General features: G+C 56.5%; 16 protein-coding genes and 4 pseudogenes. 17 read left to right on the top strand and 3 right to left on the bottom strand.

All coding sequences use genetic code 11. From position 1 onward, the window contains the following. Positions 1–78: 78 nt before the first annotated feature. Together kduD and SOPEG_RS26380 are read right to left on the bottom strand one after the other, a co-directional pair. Positions 79–840, bottom strand: a complete 762-nt coding sequence (gene kduD / locus SOPEG_RS12240; protein ID WP_025245557.1) for a 2-dehydro-3-deoxy-D-gluconate 5-dehydrogenase KduD — start codon at positions 838–840, stop codon at positions 79–81. Between the two features lie 76 nt (positions 841–916). Further along, positions 917–1,229, bottom strand: a pseudogene (locus tag SOPEG_RS26380) (5-deoxy-glucuronate isomerase); the annotation flags it as partial. A gap of 80 nt (positions 1,230–1,309) precedes the next feature. Here SOPEG_RS26380 and SOPEG_RS12250 point away from each other — a divergent pair. Beyond that, on the top strand, positions 1,310–2,233 hold the full coding sequence (locus SOPEG_RS12250) for an IS5-like element ISSoEn1 family transposase (protein WP_025243926.1): 924 nt from the start codon (positions 1,310–1,312) through the stop codon (positions 2,231–2,233). 78 nt (positions 2,234–2,311) lie between these two features. On the opposite strand, the gene SOPEG_RS12255 is transcribed toward SOPEG_RS12250, so the two are convergent. Then, on the bottom strand, positions 2,312–3,520 hold the full coding sequence (locus SOPEG_RS12255) for an IS256-like element ISSoEn2 family transposase (protein WP_025245559.1): 1,209 nt from the start codon (positions 3,518–3,520) through the stop codon (positions 2,312–2,314). A 48-nt stretch (positions 3,521–3,568) separates the two neighbouring features. On the opposite strand from SOPEG_RS12255, the gene SOPEG_RS12260 reads away from it, so the two are divergent. From SOPEG_RS12260 to ycfP, 16 genes and pseudogenes are all read left to right on the top strand, one after another. Continuing rightward, the gene (locus SOPEG_RS12260; protein ID WP_236851811.1) at positions 3,569–4,411 is read left to right on the top strand and encodes a DNA adenine methylase; all 843 of its coding nucleotides are present in this window, start codon (positions 3,569–3,571) and stop codon (positions 4,409–4,411) included. Next, positions 4,389–4,805, top strand: a complete 417-nt coding sequence (locus SOPEG_RS22995; RefSeq protein WP_148297069.1) for a hypothetical protein — start codon at positions 4,389–4,391, stop codon at positions 4,803–4,805. Before SOPEG_RS12260 ends, SOPEG_RS22995 begins: the two co-directional genes overlap by 23 nt. A 42-nt stretch (positions 4,806–4,847) precedes the next feature. Further along, positions 4,848–6,299, top strand: a complete 1,452-nt coding sequence (locus SOPEG_RS12265; protein ID WP_335334097.1) for a replication endonuclease — start codon at positions 4,848–4,850, stop codon at positions 6,297–6,299. Next, positions 6,269–6,691, top strand: coding sequence for a hypothetical protein (locus SOPEG_RS12270; protein ID WP_025245561.1), 423 nt, complete (start codon positions 6,269–6,271; stop codon positions 6,689–6,691). The genes SOPEG_RS12265 and SOPEG_RS12270 overlap by 31 nt, the downstream gene beginning before the upstream one ends. Then, a complete protein-coding gene (locus tag SOPEG_RS12275; protein WP_025245562.1) occupies positions 6,688–7,029 on the top strand; it encodes a DUF2590 family protein in 342 nt (113 codons plus the stop codon). Before SOPEG_RS12270 ends, SOPEG_RS12275 begins: the two co-directional genes overlap by 4 nt. Continuing rightward, the gene (locus SOPEG_RS12280) at positions 7,007–8,191 is read left to right on the top strand and encodes a baseplate J/gp47 family protein (protein ID WP_025245563.1); all 1,185 of its coding nucleotides are present in this window, start codon (positions 7,007–7,009) and stop codon (positions 8,189–8,191) included. Before SOPEG_RS12275 ends, SOPEG_RS12280 begins: the two co-directional genes overlap by 23 nt. After that, a pseudogene (locus SOPEG_RS12285) lies at positions 8,184–8,750 on the top strand (phage tail protein). The gene SOPEG_RS12280 and the pseudogene SOPEG_RS12285 overlap by 8 nt, the downstream one beginning before the upstream one ends. Continuing rightward, positions 8,750–10,411, top strand: a complete 1,662-nt coding sequence (locus tag SOPEG_RS12290; protein WP_025245564.1) for a phage tail-collar fiber domain-containing protein — start codon at positions 8,750–8,752, stop codon at positions 10,409–10,411. The pseudogene SOPEG_RS12285 and the gene SOPEG_RS12290 overlap by 1 nt, the downstream one beginning before the upstream one ends. A gap of 40 nt (positions 10,412–10,451) precedes the next feature. Further along, positions 10,452–11,600: an IS256-like element ISSoEn2 family transposase gene (locus tag SOPEG_RS12295; protein WP_025245565.1), complete on the top strand. Its 1,149-nt coding sequence runs from the start codon at positions 10,452–10,454 to the stop codon at positions 11,598–11,600. A 92-nt stretch (positions 11,601–11,692) separates the two neighbouring features. After that, positions 11,693–11,848 (top strand): annotated as a pseudogene (locus SOPEG_RS12300) (tail fiber assembly protein); the annotation flags it as partial. Positions 11,849–11,934: 86 nt separating this feature from the next. Further along, positions 11,935–12,453 carry a hypothetical protein gene (locus tag SOPEG_RS12305; protein WP_236851462.1) on the top strand — a complete coding sequence of 173 codons (519 nt, stop codon included), beginning with the start codon at positions 11,935–11,937 and terminating at the stop codon, positions 12,451–12,453. A 79-nt stretch (positions 12,454–12,532) separates the two neighbouring features. Further along, positions 12,533–13,068, top strand: a pseudogene (locus tag SOPEG_RS12310) (baseplate complex protein). A 4-nt stretch (positions 13,069–13,072) separates the two neighbouring features. Continuing rightward, on the top strand, positions 13,073–14,539 hold the full coding sequence (locus SOPEG_RS12315) for a hypothetical protein (RefSeq protein ID WP_025245566.1): 1,467 nt from the start codon (positions 13,073–13,075) through the stop codon (positions 14,537–14,539). A 654-nt stretch (positions 14,540–15,193) separates the two neighbouring features. Beyond that, entirely contained in the window at positions 15,194–15,346 is a 153-nt protein-coding gene (locus tag SOPEG_RS24780; protein WP_071882195.1) for a type I toxin-antitoxin system Hok family toxin, read from the top strand. 215 nt (positions 15,347–15,561) lie between these two features. Next, complete coding sequence (locus SOPEG_RS12320; RefSeq protein ID WP_025245567.1) at positions 15,562–15,786, top strand: hypothetical protein; 225 nt, start codon at positions 15,562–15,564, stop codon at positions 15,784–15,786. A gap of 55 nt (positions 15,787–15,841) precedes the next feature. Continuing rightward, positions 15,842–16,384, top strand: coding sequence for an alpha/beta hydrolase YcfP (gene ycfP, locus SOPEG_RS12325; protein ID WP_025245568.1), 543 nt, complete (start codon positions 15,842–15,844; stop codon positions 16,382–16,384). Positions 16,385–16,515: the final 131 nt, after the last annotated feature.

Genomic DNA, 16,515 nt, shown 5'->3' on the forward strand with positions numbered 1-16,515 from the left:
AAATGGCTGGTCATTTGTCCAGTATAGAACAATCCGATGCCGCCGGGAATAGGTTACCTTGTAACTTTTCCTTGCCGGTTAGCGCGCGAGCCAGCCGCCGTCGACCGCCAGGGTGTAGCCGTTAACATAATCCGACGCCGCCGACGCCAGGAATACCGCCGGCCCTATCAAATCGTCGTGCAAGCCCCAGCGACCAGCAAGGATGCGCTCCAGAATCGCTTGGCTTCTGGCTTCATCCTCACGCAGTTGCTGGGTATTATTGGTGGCCATATACCCTGGCGCCAGCGCGTTGACATTAATGCCGTGTTGCGCCCATTCATTGGCCAGAAGGCGGGTAATCCCCATCACGGCGCTTTTTGACGCCGTATAAGAGGGAACGCGTATGCCGCCTTGATAGGAGAGCATTGAGGCGATATTGATGATTTTGCCACCGCGGCCCTGCTGAATAAATTGTCGGGCCGCCGCCAGGGCAATAAAAAACAGCGACTTGATATTGAGATTCATCACATCATCCCAATTTTTTTCGCTGAATTCGATGGCATCCTGGCGGCGAATAATGCCGGCATTGTTGACCAGAATATCGATATGGCCGAAGGCCGCCACCGCCTGAGCGATAACCCCCGGGATGACCGCGGTATCGCTCAGATCGGCTTTGATGGATAGAAAGCGACGGCCGCGTGTCTCCACCTGCCGTAGTGTCTCGTCAGGCTCAACGATATTGACGCCGACGATATCACAGCCGGCCTCCGCCAACCCGATGGCCATGCCCTGGCCCAGTCCGGTATCACAACCGGTAATGACCGCGACTTTTCCCTGTAATGCAAAACGTTCCAAGATCATAATGCCACCTTAGTGTACGCGGCCGAGCAGGCCGCCGGTATTAACGTATCTGCAGCCGGGCCGGCCGCAGGGGGAATTAGCGCAATTCGCTGACCAAGAGGTGATCCATATCGTCAAACACCTGGTTTTCGCCGACCATTCCCCAAATAAAGGTATAATTTTTGGTGCCGACGCCGGCGTGGATAGACCAACTGGGTGAAATCACCGCCTGCTGGTTGCGCACGATCAAATGGCGGGTTTCCTGCGGCTGGCCCATCATATGGAACACCGCCGTCTCGGGGTCCATTGTAGTAGAACAGCGCCGGTTGCCCCGCGTTAATGCTCTCAAAGCGGATATCCCGCGCGCCTTGGCCGACATACAGCGCTTCTTCATGCCCGATTTCATAACGGGTAGGCTTTGTTGAATAAATCGAACTTTTAGGTGACTGGCGGCTCTGAATCACTACATTCGTTTCAACATCAGGTCCCCATGGCAAAGCAAAAGTTTAAAATCACCAACTGGCCCGCATACAACAATGCGCTCAGGCAGCGGGGGGACATGACAGTATGGCTAGATGAGTCAGCCATTGCTGCATGGACTGAGAGTACACCCCCTGAACATCGTGGCCGGCCGCTTCACTACACCGATATGGCCATTACCACGGTTCTGATGATAAAGCGCGTGTTTAACCTTTCGCTCCGGGCGTTACAGGGTTTCGTTGACGCGATTTTTAAACTGATGGGGCTGTCGCTGCGCTGCCCAGATTACTCTCTGGTCAGCCGGCGAGCAAAAACCGTCGACATCAGCATAAAAACGCCAACCCGCGGCGAAATCTCACACCTGGTCATCGATGGCACCGGCCTGAAAATCTTCGGCGAAGGCGAATGGAAAGTCAGGCAGCATGGGGCTGAGAGGCGCAGAGTATGGCGCAAGCTTCATCTGGCAGTAGATAGCGCGACACATGAAATTATCTGTGCCGATTTATCGCTAAGCGGTACGACAGATGCGCAGGCGCTGCCCGGGCTGATTAACCAAACCCACCGGAAAATCAGGGAAGCGTCGGCTGACAGTGCTTACGATACGCGTTACTGTCATGATGCTCTGCTGAGGAAAAAAATAAAGCCGCTTATCCCACCGCGAAGTGGTGCGCAATATTGGCCAGCTCGATACCATGAGCGTAACCATGCGGTGGCAAATCAGCATCTGAGCGGCAATAACGATACCTGGAAAAAGAAAGTAGGTTATCACCGGCGTTCACTGGCTGAAACGGCCATGTTCCGGTTTAAAACACTTCTGGGTGGTCATCTGAGTCTGCATGACTATGACGCGCAGGTAGGTGAGGCTATGGCAATGGTCAAAGCGCTTAATCGGATCACGTTGTTAGGAATGCCAAACAGCGTCCGCATCATGTAACAATCGCCCTGATAGGGAGGAAGTCGTCACAAATTTCGGATTTAGACCCTGTACACGATTCTGTGTAAATGCCTTTTCTCAGAAGTGACCGTCCAGGCGGTCACCGAACTCGATAATAAAGCGGCTCATTGCCATGCGCCAGTCCCTCAAAGGCATTGTCCATTTCTGTGAGGCCGCCTGTATCGCCAGCCACACCACCTTTTTCACTGCGTCGTCGGTCGGGAACACCTTGCGCTTTTTGATGGCATGCCGGATCACGCTGTTTAACGACTCGATGGCGTTGGTCGTGTAGATCACCTTGCGGATGTCCGTTGGGTAGGCAAAGAACGTGGCCAGATTGGCCCAGTTTGCCTGCCAGCTTCGACTTATTTGCGGGTAGCGGATGTCCCAGGCACTGGAGAACGCTTCCAGCGCCTGCAAGCCGGCTTCTTCCGTAGGGGCCTGATAGATAGCTTTCAGGTCGCGGGTGACGGCCTTGTAGTCCTTCCAGGAGACGAACCGCAGGCTGTTGCGCACCATATGCACGATACACAGCTGGAGCCGCGCCTCCGGATACACCGCGTTAATAGCGTCAGGGAAACCTTTCAGCCCGTCTACGCAGGCGATAAGGATATCGTTCAGGCCGCGGTTTTTCAGCTCTGTCAGCACGTTCAGCCAGAACTTTGCGCCTTCATTTTCGGCCAGCCACATACCTAGCAACTCTTTCTGGCCTTCGATGTTGATGCCCAGCGCCAGGAACACAGATTTGTTGATGATGCGGCTGTCCTGCCGGACTTTTAGAACGATACAGTCAAGATAAACAATGGGATAGACTGCATCCAGAGGCCGGTTTTGCCATTCGACAACCTGCTCCATGACCGCATCGGTGACCTTTGAGACCAGCGCCGGCGAGACATCGGCGTCATACAGCTCTTTGAACGCGGCGGCGATCTCGCGGGTGGTCATCCCTTTGGCATACAACGATAAAATCTGGTTATCCATCCCGGTAATCCGGGTCTGGTTCTTCTTCACCAGTTGCGGTTCAAAGGAACCGTCACGATCGCACGGAGTACGCAGCGCCAGCGGGCCATCGCCAGTGGTAACGGTTTTTGTGGAATAGCCGTTGCGGGCGTTGGTCTCCAGTTTAGGCTGATTTTTATCGTAGCCGAGGTGATGGGTCATTTCGGCATTGAGAGCTGCTTCGACGCTGATTTTTTTCAGCAGCCGATCGAAGTGACTGAGATCTTCAGGGGTTTTGAGATTTTTGGCCAGTTCGTTAGCCAGAGCCTGCAACTGTTTTTCGTCCATAAATTAACCTGTTTTTGATGTTGGATTGAACATATCAAAATCAGGCAAATACACAAATTTCTAAACAGGCTCCCCCTTCCTGCCGGCTGCCTGGTTGAACCGTTTGTGGGTGGTGCCACGGTTTTCCTCGATACCGACTATCACCGCTATGTGCTGGCGGACATTAACCCGGACCTTATCAATTTCTACCAAACGGTCGTTGATAGCCCGGAAAGCGTCATGAAAGTGGCGCGTCAACTGTTCAAACACAGTAACAACTCATTTGAGTATGACTATCACCGCATCATATTTAATCAAAGTTCCGTGGGCAATGTAAATAGGGCTGCCCTGTTTCTTTACCTGAACCGTCATTGCTACAACGGCCTGTGCCGCTACAACCTGCGGGGCGAATTTAACGTACCGTATGGACATTACAAGAAGCCCTATTTCCCCGAGGCGGAAATCCGTCTGTTCGCCGAAAAGGCGCGCTATACCCATGCCCGGTTTGTCTACCTGCCCTTTGAGGAAACATTGGCGTTTCATGTAGATGAACACTGCGTTGTTTATGCCGATCCGCCTTATTTCCCGCCTGAAGACAAAGACGGCTTCACCGGTTATTACATCGAGCCGTTTCGTGACGAAGAACATCAGGCGCTGGCCGATGCCCTGATTGAAACGCACCGGCGCCGGGGTGTACCTGTGGTGCTCTTGGGCAGGAATGTTCCAAAGACCCACGCCGCCTATCGGGACTTTACGTTTCACTACACGCACACCCATTACAGCATCGCCGCCAAGGGGGCCAGTCGGGGTAAAGCCGGGGAAGTGATAGCCACGTTGCCGGTGCGGCAGTCTCGGCCGTCGACCTCCGAAGCGGATGGTTTCCTTACGGATGAGTGGCTGGAGTTTGTCTGATATGCCGCAGTCCAGCGTCGTCTACCCTTGGAACAACAAGCCCCTGCTGCCGATTAAGCGGGGTATTCCGACCCATGAGGAAATGCGCCTTGCCGAGCTTCGCCGCAAGGAGTTTCTCCAGGCGAGAAGGCGGGTTGACGACCAGCTGGAAACGGTCAGTTCAAGTATTTACTGGCGCTTCGACCAGCGCGAAAAGCAAAAGGGCTTTGACAGCGCCCGCCGCTGGTTAACTGAGTCCGTGGTTAAGGTGATGTTACCGCGCATTGCGCGAGTGAACTCCGGTTATTGCTTGAATGAAATAGCAGATGACGATTTCTGTGCACTGTTTGGCGATCGCGCAACCCAATCCCCCCAGCATAATGGCGTGGTGGCCTTTTTGCGCCTGCGCACCTAGCATCAGCGCCTGCCCGACCTGGACAGTCAGGCGCTTAAGTCCCTGGCGAACGCCGCCGCCCATGTTGCCGCCACGGAAGTGGCCCGCCTGACCCACGCGCTGGGCGATAAAAGCGAATGGCGCATCGTCTATGACCACTATCACCATCTCGCCCGGATCACCCGCCTGCTGGGCGTACAGCCGCCGCTCTGGAACAAGCTGGAAAAATGTTTTGTTCCCTTTGATGCCCAACCGGCCATCAAGCGAATGTGTGATGCGCGATGGTGGTTGAACAGCCTGCGCCGTACCGCCAACCGCTGGCGTGAACATCTGGCTATCGCCATGGGGTATGTGCATAAGCACGCCTCCCCGAACGTCAGCACAACCGCCTTGCGTGACTGGCACGAGCAGCGTCGCCATACCAACGAGTGGCGAAAATGCATGGAGCTGGAAGACGAAGAGGGTAACCGTATCAGCCTGATGGATGGCTATGCCGCCAGTCAGGCCAATCCAGCCATCCGACGGACTGAACTGATGGTGCGTATAAGGGGTCATGAAGATATCGCCAATGAACAGGGCTATATTGGCGCATTTGTCACTGTTACCGCCCCCTCAAGCCATCACGCCACGCTGGAAAATGGGCGCGTTAACCGTAAATGGAACGGGGCCAGCCCGGCAGACACCCAGCGCTACCTTAATGGCGTCTGGGCCTGCGCCCGCGCTAAATGCCATCGCCAGAAGCTGCGCTTTTTTGGTATGCGCGTCGCCGAGCCACATCATGACGGCACACCGCACAGCCATTTACTGGTATTTGCCCGCCCGGAAGACATGCCCCGCATCCTGGAAATCCTGCGCGACTATGCCATGGCGGCAGACTGCGAGGAATTACGCAGCGCCGTCGTGGCAAACGCCCGGTTTGATGCCAAAGCCATTGACCCGGAAAAAGGCAGCGCCACCGGGTACGTTGCCAAATACATCTCGAAAAACATCGACGGCTACGCCCTGGACGGTGAAACCGACGACGAAAGTGGCAGACCGCTAAAGGAAAGCGCGCAGCGCGCCACCGCCTGGGCTTCACGCTGGGGCATTCGTCAATTTCAGTTTATTGGCTGCACTCCCGTCACCGTCTGGCGGGAGCTGCGCCGCCTGAATGACAGCGAAACCGCGCACGGCCTGAGTGTGGAATTTGCCGCCTGCCACGTTGCAGCCAACTCCCCCGACTGGGCCGGGTATGTCAATGCCCAGGGCGGGCCACTGGTCAAGCGTGATGATCTGGCGGTGCGCACCTGGTACCAGCCCGTCGAGGTACTCAATCAGTACGGCGAGGAAATGCTCAGTATTCGCGGCCTGTTCGATACGGTCGTTGGTGGGGGCTCGCCGATCCTGACCCGGTTGAAGCAGTGGAAGATTGTGCCGAAGTTGGCCGTTGACGTTAGCAACGCGGACGCGTTGCCTCGGAGGGGATACGCGCAGGCTGGCAGGCGTTGTGCGCCTACTTTGCCGACTTTTCCCTGAGCGAAACCTTCGCGGGCATGATTGACGGCGTGGGCGAGCTGTTTACCGGTCTCTGGGCGTCAGTGAAAGCCACTTTCGCCCGCACCTGGAACACCATAGCGGAAACCCTCAATCATCTGCCCGGCGTTAACCTGTCCCTCTCCGCCCTGCCGGGGGATAACACCGCCGGCATCACCCCGTCAGGCCCCGCGCCGACGCGCCCTGCGAGCGGCCCGAAACTACTGACCGGCGGGCAGACCAAAGGACTCAGCCCCGGCGGCCTGAGCCGTGAGATCACCAGCCATCAGCGCAGCGTCACGGATAACAGCCGCCACATTGGGCAGGTGCATATCCACACTACGCAGGGCATGACGCCGGAGGGCTTACTGGAATGGCAGGAGATGCACGCATGAGCCGTTATCGTGATTTGCTGATCACCGACGGGGATTTCACCCTGAACAGCGGCCACGAGCCGCAACGCTGCACCGACCGGGTGAGCATTACCCAGGACTGCGCCCATGCACTACTAGAAAGCGGCCTGTTAACCCGCCTGGTGGCAGAGCGTAGCCGGACCTTGCGCGCGGATCTGCTGATGCAGGTCACCCTGCTGCTGGAAGAGGACGAGCGCCTGATCCCCGGCACCGTGTTGGTCAGTGAAGAAACACCGAAACGGCTGTGGGTGACAGCGCAACCCTATGATTTTGATCGTATTGAGATGAGTCCTCGCTATGACGAACAAACCCGAGATTGATTACGAGCAGGCGCTAAAGGACAGCGGCATGCCGACCACTGAAGAGGCCATTCATCAGGCGTTTGCCGAACAGGTGAGCGCTGCCGGGCTTATCACCAATACCTCGCGCATGTCGCCGTTCTGGCGGCTGATTCAGGCGACGGTCACCACTCCGGTGCTGTGGCTAAAAAACGCCCTGGTGTCGGTGGTGATGAAAAACATGTTTCTGATGACCGCTGACGGGGCCTTTCTTGATGCGTTTGCCGCCGGCGTCAGCCTGTCCCGTAAACCCGCCACCGCCGCCCGTGGCGTGGTCAGGTTTTTCAAGGAAAACGCCGAAGCCGAGGTCACCGTTCCCGCTGGCACCGTTATCGAGACCGAACGCCTTAACGGCACGATTTATCGCCTGATGACCGAGGCCGTTCATACCTTCGGCGCAGGAGCGGAAAGCGCCCTGGTCAACGTCAGCGCCGGGCAGACCGGCGGGGGCAGCAATCTGGCGCCGGGGTATTACCGCATTTTACCCCACGCGGTGCCGGGGATTGCCCAGGTCACTACGGAAGAGGGCTGGTTGTTGACGCCGGGGGCGGATGCGGAATCAGATGACGAGCTGCGCGAGCGCTGCCGCAATCAATATAACCTGGCCGGGAATTATCACACCGATGCGGTGTATCGCAGCATGATAGCCGCAGTGGCGGGGCTGAGCATTGACCGTATTTTCTTTGAGCACGATGCGCCACGTGGGCCGGGCACCGCCAACGCCTATCTTTTACTGGATTCCGGTGTGGCGTCAGGGCCGTTTATTCAGGCGGTCAATGCGTACATCACCACCCAGGGCCACCACGGACACGGCGATGATATGCGCTGCTTTGCCCTGCCGGATACCCGGCACGACCTCACTGTCACGCTGTTTGTGAAGAACAAGACCAATTTTACCCTTGAGGCGCTGACCACGTTGACGACCGGCTGTGAAACCCTCATCCGCTGCGCGTTTCGTGAGAATGCAGCCTATGACGTGAAAAAGACCTGGCCTCATGCGCGCTTTTCGTTTTCCTCGCTGGCCCGTTCGCTGCATCAGACGTTTGGGACGCTGGATTCGGTCGCTTTCTCACTGTCGGATATTGTCAGCCAGCTTGACGTCCCGCGCCTGAAAACCCTGACGCTTGAGGTGAAGGATGCGTGATTTTGACAAACAATTGGACCAATTGCGTCTGCCGGTCTGGATGGACAAGGGAGAGCCGGCGCGCCTGTTACGCGCCTGTCATGCTTTCTGGCGGTAGGTGTATGGCGCCCTCACCTGGCCGTTGCGCCAACTGGACACCACCACCTGCGCGGAGTCACTGCTTAACGTGCTGGCCTGGCAGCGCGATATTAGCCGTTTTGACGGCGAGCCGCTGGCCTTGTTTCGTCTGCGTGTGCGCTACGCCTTTGTCAATGCCCGTGACGCCGGCTCGGTAGCGGGCTTTATCGCCATCTTTGCGCGTCTGGGTATCGGCTATGTGGAAATAGTAGAGCGTCTGGACGGCCTGGATTGGGACGTGGTACAGGTGCGCCTCAGCGACGGCCAGCTAGCCGGCCATCCTGATTTGCTGCGCCAGATTATCCGGCAGTACGGGCGCACCTGCCGCCGTTACCAGTTTGAGGTGATAAACGGCACTGATCTGCATCTGCGCGCCGGTTGGGTCGGCGGTGATTACCAGTGCTACAGCGTCATGCTACCCCCATCGAGAGAGAAAACCTGATGTCACAAACGATTATCACTACAGCCTTTGAGCAATGGAAAGCCCAGGAAGCTGCCGAGGGAAAGTCGGTGGTGCTGGATGAGTTTGTCTTTGCACAGGTGCCGGGGCTAGATCCTGCCGCGCCCATCGACCGTAACGAAACCTTGCCCGCGGCCGAACATATCGTACACCGCCAGGCAGTGAACAAGACCGGCGTCGTCAATCAGCATGCGGTGGTGTATGCGGTGACGCTGGGAACGGAGGTCGGCGACTTTGATTTTAACTGGATTGGCCTGGCGAATCGGGCCAGCGGCACGTTGGCGATGATTGTGCATGCGCCGGTGCAACGCAAGCGGGCCACAGCGAACGGTCAACAAGGCAATGCCATTACGCGCTCCTTTTTGATGGCGTATACCGGTGCGGCAGTGGAAACTGGTATCACCACGCCCGCCGAAAGCTGGCAGATTGATTTTACCGCCCGGCTGTCCGGCCTGGATGAACACCAGCGCCTGATTAACCTTGACCATTACGGCGCGGCCGCTTTCTTTGGTGACGGTTTTCGGGTCACGCGCAGCGGCCAGCGGTATACGGTCACCGCCGGTATTGGCTATATCGGCGGACTGCGGGCTGAACTGACGAAAAATCAACCTTTGACCATGCGGGCCACGCCAAGCCGCGTCTGGGTAGATGCCAGCCTGCAAGGGAATGTGGTGAGCCGCTGGGAGACGGTTATCACCTTTTCCCTGGGCGAGGCCAAAACCGATTACGTGGATGAGAGCGGCTTTGCCCATTATGTGTTTGCCCTGGCGCGCATTGACGAGGACGGTACGGTAACCGACCTGCGACCGGCCGGATCGCTGTCAGAGCAGGCGGCCAACAACGCCTATCTGCGCATGGATGACAATCTGTCGGCGCTCACCGACAAGGCGAAGAGCCGGAAACATCTGGGGCTGGGGAAACTGTCGACACAAGACAGCGAACAGGCGGCAACGCTGACCCGGGCGGGGATTAGTGCGCTGAGCAATGCCACTGACAGCGAGGAGGACACAAAAGCGGCGACGCCCAAAGCCGTCAAAACGGTGCAGGATAACGCCAACCGTCGGCTCGAAAAGACGCAAAATCTGGCTGACCTGCCAGACAAAGGCATCGCTCGTCATCATCTGAATGTTCATAGTAAAAATGACGCTGATGGTCGCTACTACCAGAAAACCGGCGGTACCGTCACTGGCTCCATGATTTTACTGGGTCGCCACATCATATTGCAGGGGGATGACCGCAAGCATTTGGGTTTTCATAATCAGAACGGTAGCGTTCGCATGTGGCTTTACAAAGACAAGGGGGGTGATGGCGTTCGGTTAAACAACGGCAATGACGGCGGCGGAAATGGGGTTTTCAATAAAAACGGGCATTTTTACTCTCCGCAGGCACTCCATGCCGCAGGGGCGACCTATCAAGAAGATGGCAATATTCACGGGCCGGTATGGGGCGGGCATCTCAGCGGCTGGATAGAGAAACGTATTCACGAATCCTCTGCTTTCTGGGTAGTAGATGGTAATAACTGGTGGCGCAAGGATTTTCGCGCAGGTATTGAATTTATTACTCAGGGCGGATTTGTAGAAGGTGATAGAAATACACATCGCCGAGTGAATCGAGCCTGTTTAGAAATTTGTGTATTTGCCTGATTTTGATATGTTCAATCCAACATCAAAAACAGGTTAATTTATGGACGAAAAACAGTTGCAGGCTCTGGCTAACGAACTGGCCAAAAATCTCAAAACCCCTGAAGATCTCAGTCACTTCGATCGGCGGCTGAAAAAAATTAGCGTCGAAGCAGCTCTCAATGCCGAAATGACCCATCACCTCGGCTACGATAAAAATCAGCCTAAACCGGGGACCAACGCCCGCAACGGCTATTCCACAAAAACCGTTACCACTGGCGATGGCCCGCTGGCGCTGCGTACTCCGCGCGATCGTGACGGTTCCTTTGAACCGCAACTGGTGAAGAAGAACCAGACCCGGATTACCGGGATGGATAACCAGATTTTATCGTTGTACACCAAAGGGATGACCACCCGCGAGATCGCCGCCGCGTTCAAAGAGCTGTATGACGCCGATGTCTCGCCGGCGCTGGTCTCAAAGGTCACCGATGCGGTCATGGAGCAGGTTGTTGAATGGCAAAACCGGCCTCTGGATGCAGTCTATCCCATTGTTTATCTTGACTGTATCGTTCTAAAAGTCCGGCAGGACAGCCGCATCATCAACAAATCTGTGTTCCTGGCGCTGGGCATCAACATCGAAGGCCAGAAAGAGTTGCTAGGTATGTGGCTGGCCGAAAATGAAGGCGCAAAGTTCTGGCTGAACGTGCTGACAGAGCTGAAAAACCGCGGCCTGAACGATATCCTTATCGCCTGCGTAGACGGGCTGAAAGGTTTCCCTGACGCTATTAACGCGGTGTATCCGGAGGCGCGGCTCCAGCTGTGTATCGTGCATATGGTGCGCAACAGCCTGCGGTTCGTCTCCTGGAAGGACTACAAGGCCGTCACCCGCGACCTGAAAGCTATCTATCAGGCCCCTACGGAAGAAGCCGGCTTGCAGGCGCTGGAAGCGTTCTCCAGTGCCTGGGACATCCGCTACCCGCAAATAAGTCGAAGCTGGCAGGCAAACTGGGCCAATCTGGCCACGTTCTTTGCCTACCCAACGGACATCCGCAAGGTGATCTACACGACCAACGCCATCGAGTCGTTAAACAGCGTGATCCGGCATGCCATCAAAAAGCGCAAGGTGTTCCCGACCGACGACGCAGTGAAAAAGGTGGTGTGGCTGGCGATACAGGCGGCCTCACAGAAATGGACAATGCCTTTGAGGGACTGACGCATGGCAATGAGCCGCTTTATTATCGAGTTCGGTGACCGCCTGGACGGTCACTTCTGAGAAAAGGCATTTACACAGAATCGTGTACAGGGTCTGCCATAGCCCCACTCCAGGACGCTGTAGACCTCGACATGGCAACGGATGCCGAAAAAGCCGCTCTGCTGGCGTGGAAGAAATACCGCGTACTGCTAAACCGCGTGGATATCACCCAGGTGCCGGATATTGACTGGCCGGATCCGCCCGCATGATATGGCGCAAGACAACACTACGTTTGACTGATAGCCTGCCGCCTCTAACCTGCACCGTCCTGCCTGTACACCCCTGGACGCCGGGAGTGGGACGTACTGTCGCCTCGGGAAGCTACCTGAGTCCACAAAATGCCGTGCACTGGCTGGCGCAAAAGCTGTCTGGCACCGGGCGCAACCTGCGCGTGATGGTGGTGATGCTCTGCGCCACCTCACAGCCGGAATTTATGTCCCTGCTCGCCGCCTTCTCAGCGGTGTTACCCCTGCCAGTGCTGGGGCAAGTCTCACGCATGGCGCAAACAGCGGCCACGCAGGCCATCACCCGTATGCAGCTTCCGCCTAAAGCTGGCGGCGGCTTACCCGTCCCGCTGCCGTTATCTGCCGACACACTGCGTCTGGCGCAACGGGCCAACATCATGGCAGAGACAAAGGCGGAGGCGGCCAGCGGGGCCAGTGTGGCGCAACTACAGGCTCACTTAACCGCGCTGTCTGACGCGCGCCAGTCGGCCCACGATGCTATCGGTCAGGCTCTGGGAGACCTGAGCCAGAAAAGCGTCAACGCCTGGGTATTTACTGGCGAAGGACTGGCGGCCAACATGCAAAAATAGGTGCCGCAGCCCGATGCGGTGATGACCCTGGCGACGCTGTTTGCCGGAGAAGAGGTATCCGCACTGGAGGCGATGGTCCATGACAATCATCACATTGGCCCTTGATGGCGAAGCACTGCCGCTAAAAAGCCTGATGGTGACGCCCACCATGCAGTTTCAGGAAAAAGGCCAGTCGGGGCAAACCTCCAGCACCGCCAACGCGGAGCAGGGCATCAAGCCCAAGGAGCTGCGCGTCTCTGGCGTTATCCCGTTTACGGAGTCCGAGGTGCTGACGCGCCTATTTGCCCTGGCTGAAGCCACCGAGAGCGGCAGGCTGAAGCGCTACCGCGTGGCGAATCATACCGCCCAGGCCATCAATTTTCGGCTGGCGACGTTTAGCGGCTCGATAGAGGCCCGAAGCAGGACGGTAAACAAGCCTGGTTGGTGACATTCACGTTACGCGAACATCTGAGCGTGCCCGAGAAGAAAGACGCACGCGAAGGCAGTCAAACCGCCGCCCAGAAACAGAGTCCGGGCAAGGGGCCAGCAAACGGCCCCCCGGCGGCAGAGAGCGACGAACAATTAAGCTGGTTTGAACGCAAGGTGCTCAAACCCGTCAATGACGCGCTGGGGTAAGACTATGAAACCGATTAAACGACTGATGCTGTCAGGGGATACGGTGCCGTTGGTTGACGTAAACCTGATACTGGAGATAAGCGCCAGCGGGCACGGATTTATCACCGCCCAGACGGAAAAGGACTACAGCGGTAAGCTGGTCCGCCTTGATATCGGCTACCCTGAGCGGGTATTGCGCTGGTTTACCGGCTTTGTTGAACGTGCGCAACCTGCCGGAAAAGGCTTTCAACGCCTCTTTGTCCGCGAGATGAGCGGCATCTTTGACCACCCCTGGCCCTGTTCATTCCAGCACCCGACCTTGCGCCAGATAGCGGAGTGGATACAGGCCCAAAGCGGCCTCAGCGTGGTCCTGCCGACCGCGTCAAATGACACCGATACCCCCATTCCCCATTTTACCCACAGCGGCAGCGGCTATCAGCTGCTGGCCACCCTGGGGCCGGCATTTGGTATACAAGACTACCTTTGGCAGCCGCTGCCGGACGGCGGTATTTACCTGGGCGGTGCCGCGCACTCCCTGTTTGCCGGCAAACCGGTCTCTATCCCCCCGGAATTCAGCCAGACACAGGCGGCAGGCAATACGCTAACGCTGCCCATGGTGCCCAGCCTGCGCCCCGGCGTGGTCGTCAACGGCAAGCCGCTGATCACGGTACGCCTGGAAAATGACACCATGGCGCTGACCTGGCAGGCTGCCAACCCGCTGACGGGAAAAACTACGGCCAAATCACCCGCCCAGCGCCAGATTGATGCAGCCTACCCGGAACTGTCCGCCGGGCTGCATCTGCCGAAATTTGCGCGGGTCGAGGGGCCGAGCGAAGCGGTCAGTCGGGGTGACTTGGCCGATCCGTTCCGCCCGCGTTACGCGGTGGATGTTCAATTACTGGATGCGGACGGCAACCCGGCAGCGAATACGCCGGTATATCCGGCCGTACCGCTCCCCCTGCCGATGGCCGGCGCAGAGTCGGGGCTGTTCCATTTTCCGCCGCCGGGTACGCTCCTTGAAATCGGTTTTACCGAGGGTCGCCCGGATAAGCCCTTTGTGCGCCAAATCCTCGCCCACGGCCAGACCTTGCCCGATATCAAACCCGGCGAACAGCTTCAGCAACAACGCGCGGAAGTGTTCCAGCGCGTCCCCGTGGCGGGCGACTGGGAGCGCCAGACAGATCAGTCTATCCGCGAAAACGCCCAGCACCGTGAAATCACGGCGGATAGCGAAAACCGCACACTGGTGACTCGCACCACCACGGTACAGGCCACGGACAAGACCACGGTACTGGGCGGCGCCCGTCTTCTGGCCGGCAGTATCCAGCAGATCGCCGAGGGCGATTACAGTGTGGCGACCCGCGCACACTACGTCGCCAGTATCGGGCAAAACGCGACAACGGACATTGGCGGAGACCTGATAGAGAAAATCGGCAACATCCGCCGTAGTCTGGCGACAGCACGCCAGGGCCGCGTCATCGCCACGAAATAAGCGCATCCTCCACGGAAACGGCGCTACACCGCACCCGCCTGCACACTTTGCATCGTAAAATTTTTTCAAAATGGCCTGCCTACAAATCACCCCGCCAGCCCGCGCCCGTGCTTGGGCTTTTGGGCGACAGGCGAAATTGTAAAGTGTGAAAAGAATTTCAGTTTTTTACAGTTTTTGGCAGCAGAGAGATACCCCACGTAAAGCACATCCCATTGAAGTCACAGGAAAAATCATGGATTACGTGGCGAACAGCATAAAATCAGCGCTGAAAAGGCAAGGCAGACTTTTACAGAAAACCCAGGCGTGGCGCGCCTTACGGGCGAACAGGTGGCGAAGAGGGCTTTTCAATTTTTTTCACAACTGATTGGGCTGGTAGCGTCTCGGCAGAGCCGTCAACCACGTGACGAAATCGACTGGCGTAACGTGCGGAATGAGGCTTTACGTGGTGATTTCGTGGGCGGGTAAGAATTTGCAGAGAAGAGGATTACTGTTACACTTCGCGCGGGTGCTCTGGATCTTTCTGTCCTGAGCCTCAGCAAAAGGCAGAAAGAGAAAGGCTCCGAATCGATGTTAATCAACCCGAGGCCACTCTAATGCTTACACAACATAAAAGGTAGCCTCTTCCACGCCGAAAGGCAAGATAAGGAGGCCAGGATGCCGCAAAAATTCGCTATCACCGCTCTGGTGGTTATTTGTATCACCTTACTGGTGTTTACCTGGATAACCCGGAAATCACTCTGTGAGATCCATATCAGAAAAGGCGAAACGGAGGTTGCGGCCATAATGGCTTACGAATCTGTGAGGTAAGGCAACCCAACGGCGGGGCTTGTCCTCGCCCGTTGGTTGTTTGAGCGGAGATCCGTGAGCGCCCATTTTTCCGGCCAGCCTCAGCGCTGGCTTTTTTATGTCCCAAAAAAAGCCCTGAAGATCAGGGCTTGAATCGAAGCGTGGTCAACATGTGGACACAATCTAAAATAAATCCTTTTATTTCAGCCTATTAATGCTTATTTTAAAGGCGCCAGGTGGACCTGTGGTGGGGTCAGTTTGGGGCCGCTGCCGCTGCTATCAGCAAAGGCCTGATACGGGTCGGCGGCGGAGTCAAGTCAACGCTTGCCGCCGCAGCTGGTGTCAGCAACGGCTTGTCGCGGGCCGACGCCGGGTCAAAACAGATCCCGCGCCGCCGGCCGGCGGCGTACCAACCTCAGAATCTGTCATCGATCAATGTTGCCGAGGGGCGGACGTTGTAACCTCAAAGACGTAATCGCCGCTCCGCGCCGTCGAACCCAATGTAAGAGGAAAACGATGATTATTTATTTGCACGGTTTTGATGCCACGAGTCCTGGAAATCACGAAAAGGTCCTGCAATTGCAGTTCATCGATCCCGATGTGCGACTCATCAGTTACAGTACCCGCCATCCCCGTCACGATATGCAGCATCTGCTTAAGGAAGTGGACAAAATGCAGCAATTGACCGACGACGATCGGCCGCTTATCTGCGGCGTTGGCTTAGGCGGATTTTGGGCCGAGCGGATCGGTTTTTTATGTGACATGCGCCAGGTGATCCTCAACCCCAATCTTTTTCCCGAAGAGAATATGCCGGGCAAAATTGATAGGTCCGAGGAATATGTGGATATCGCCACCAAATGCGTGGGGAACTTACGCGAAAAAAACCGCGACCGCTGTCTGGTGCTATTGTCGCGGCAGGATGATGCGCTGGATGTCAATCGCAGCGCCGGGGTGCTTGCTCCCTTCTATGAAATCATTTGGGATGAGCAGGAAGGCCATAAATTTAAAAACATTTCTCCTCATTTACAGCGCATGCAAGCCTTTAAAGCGCTGGGATAAAAGAGGACAGCAGATGACGTCAGCCATCAGAACAGGCTGAAAAAAATTGATTAATATCAATTTTGGTATGACCAAATGACCCCTCATGTTATTCTTGCGCAAATAGGGTATTGAGATATAACCATATGTTA

The organism is Candidatus Sodalis pierantonius str. SOPE (assembly GCF_000517405.1).
GTDB classification, from domain to species: Bacteria; Pseudomonadota; Gammaproteobacteria; order Enterobacterales; family Enterobacteriaceae; genus Sodalis_C; species Sodalis_C pierantonii.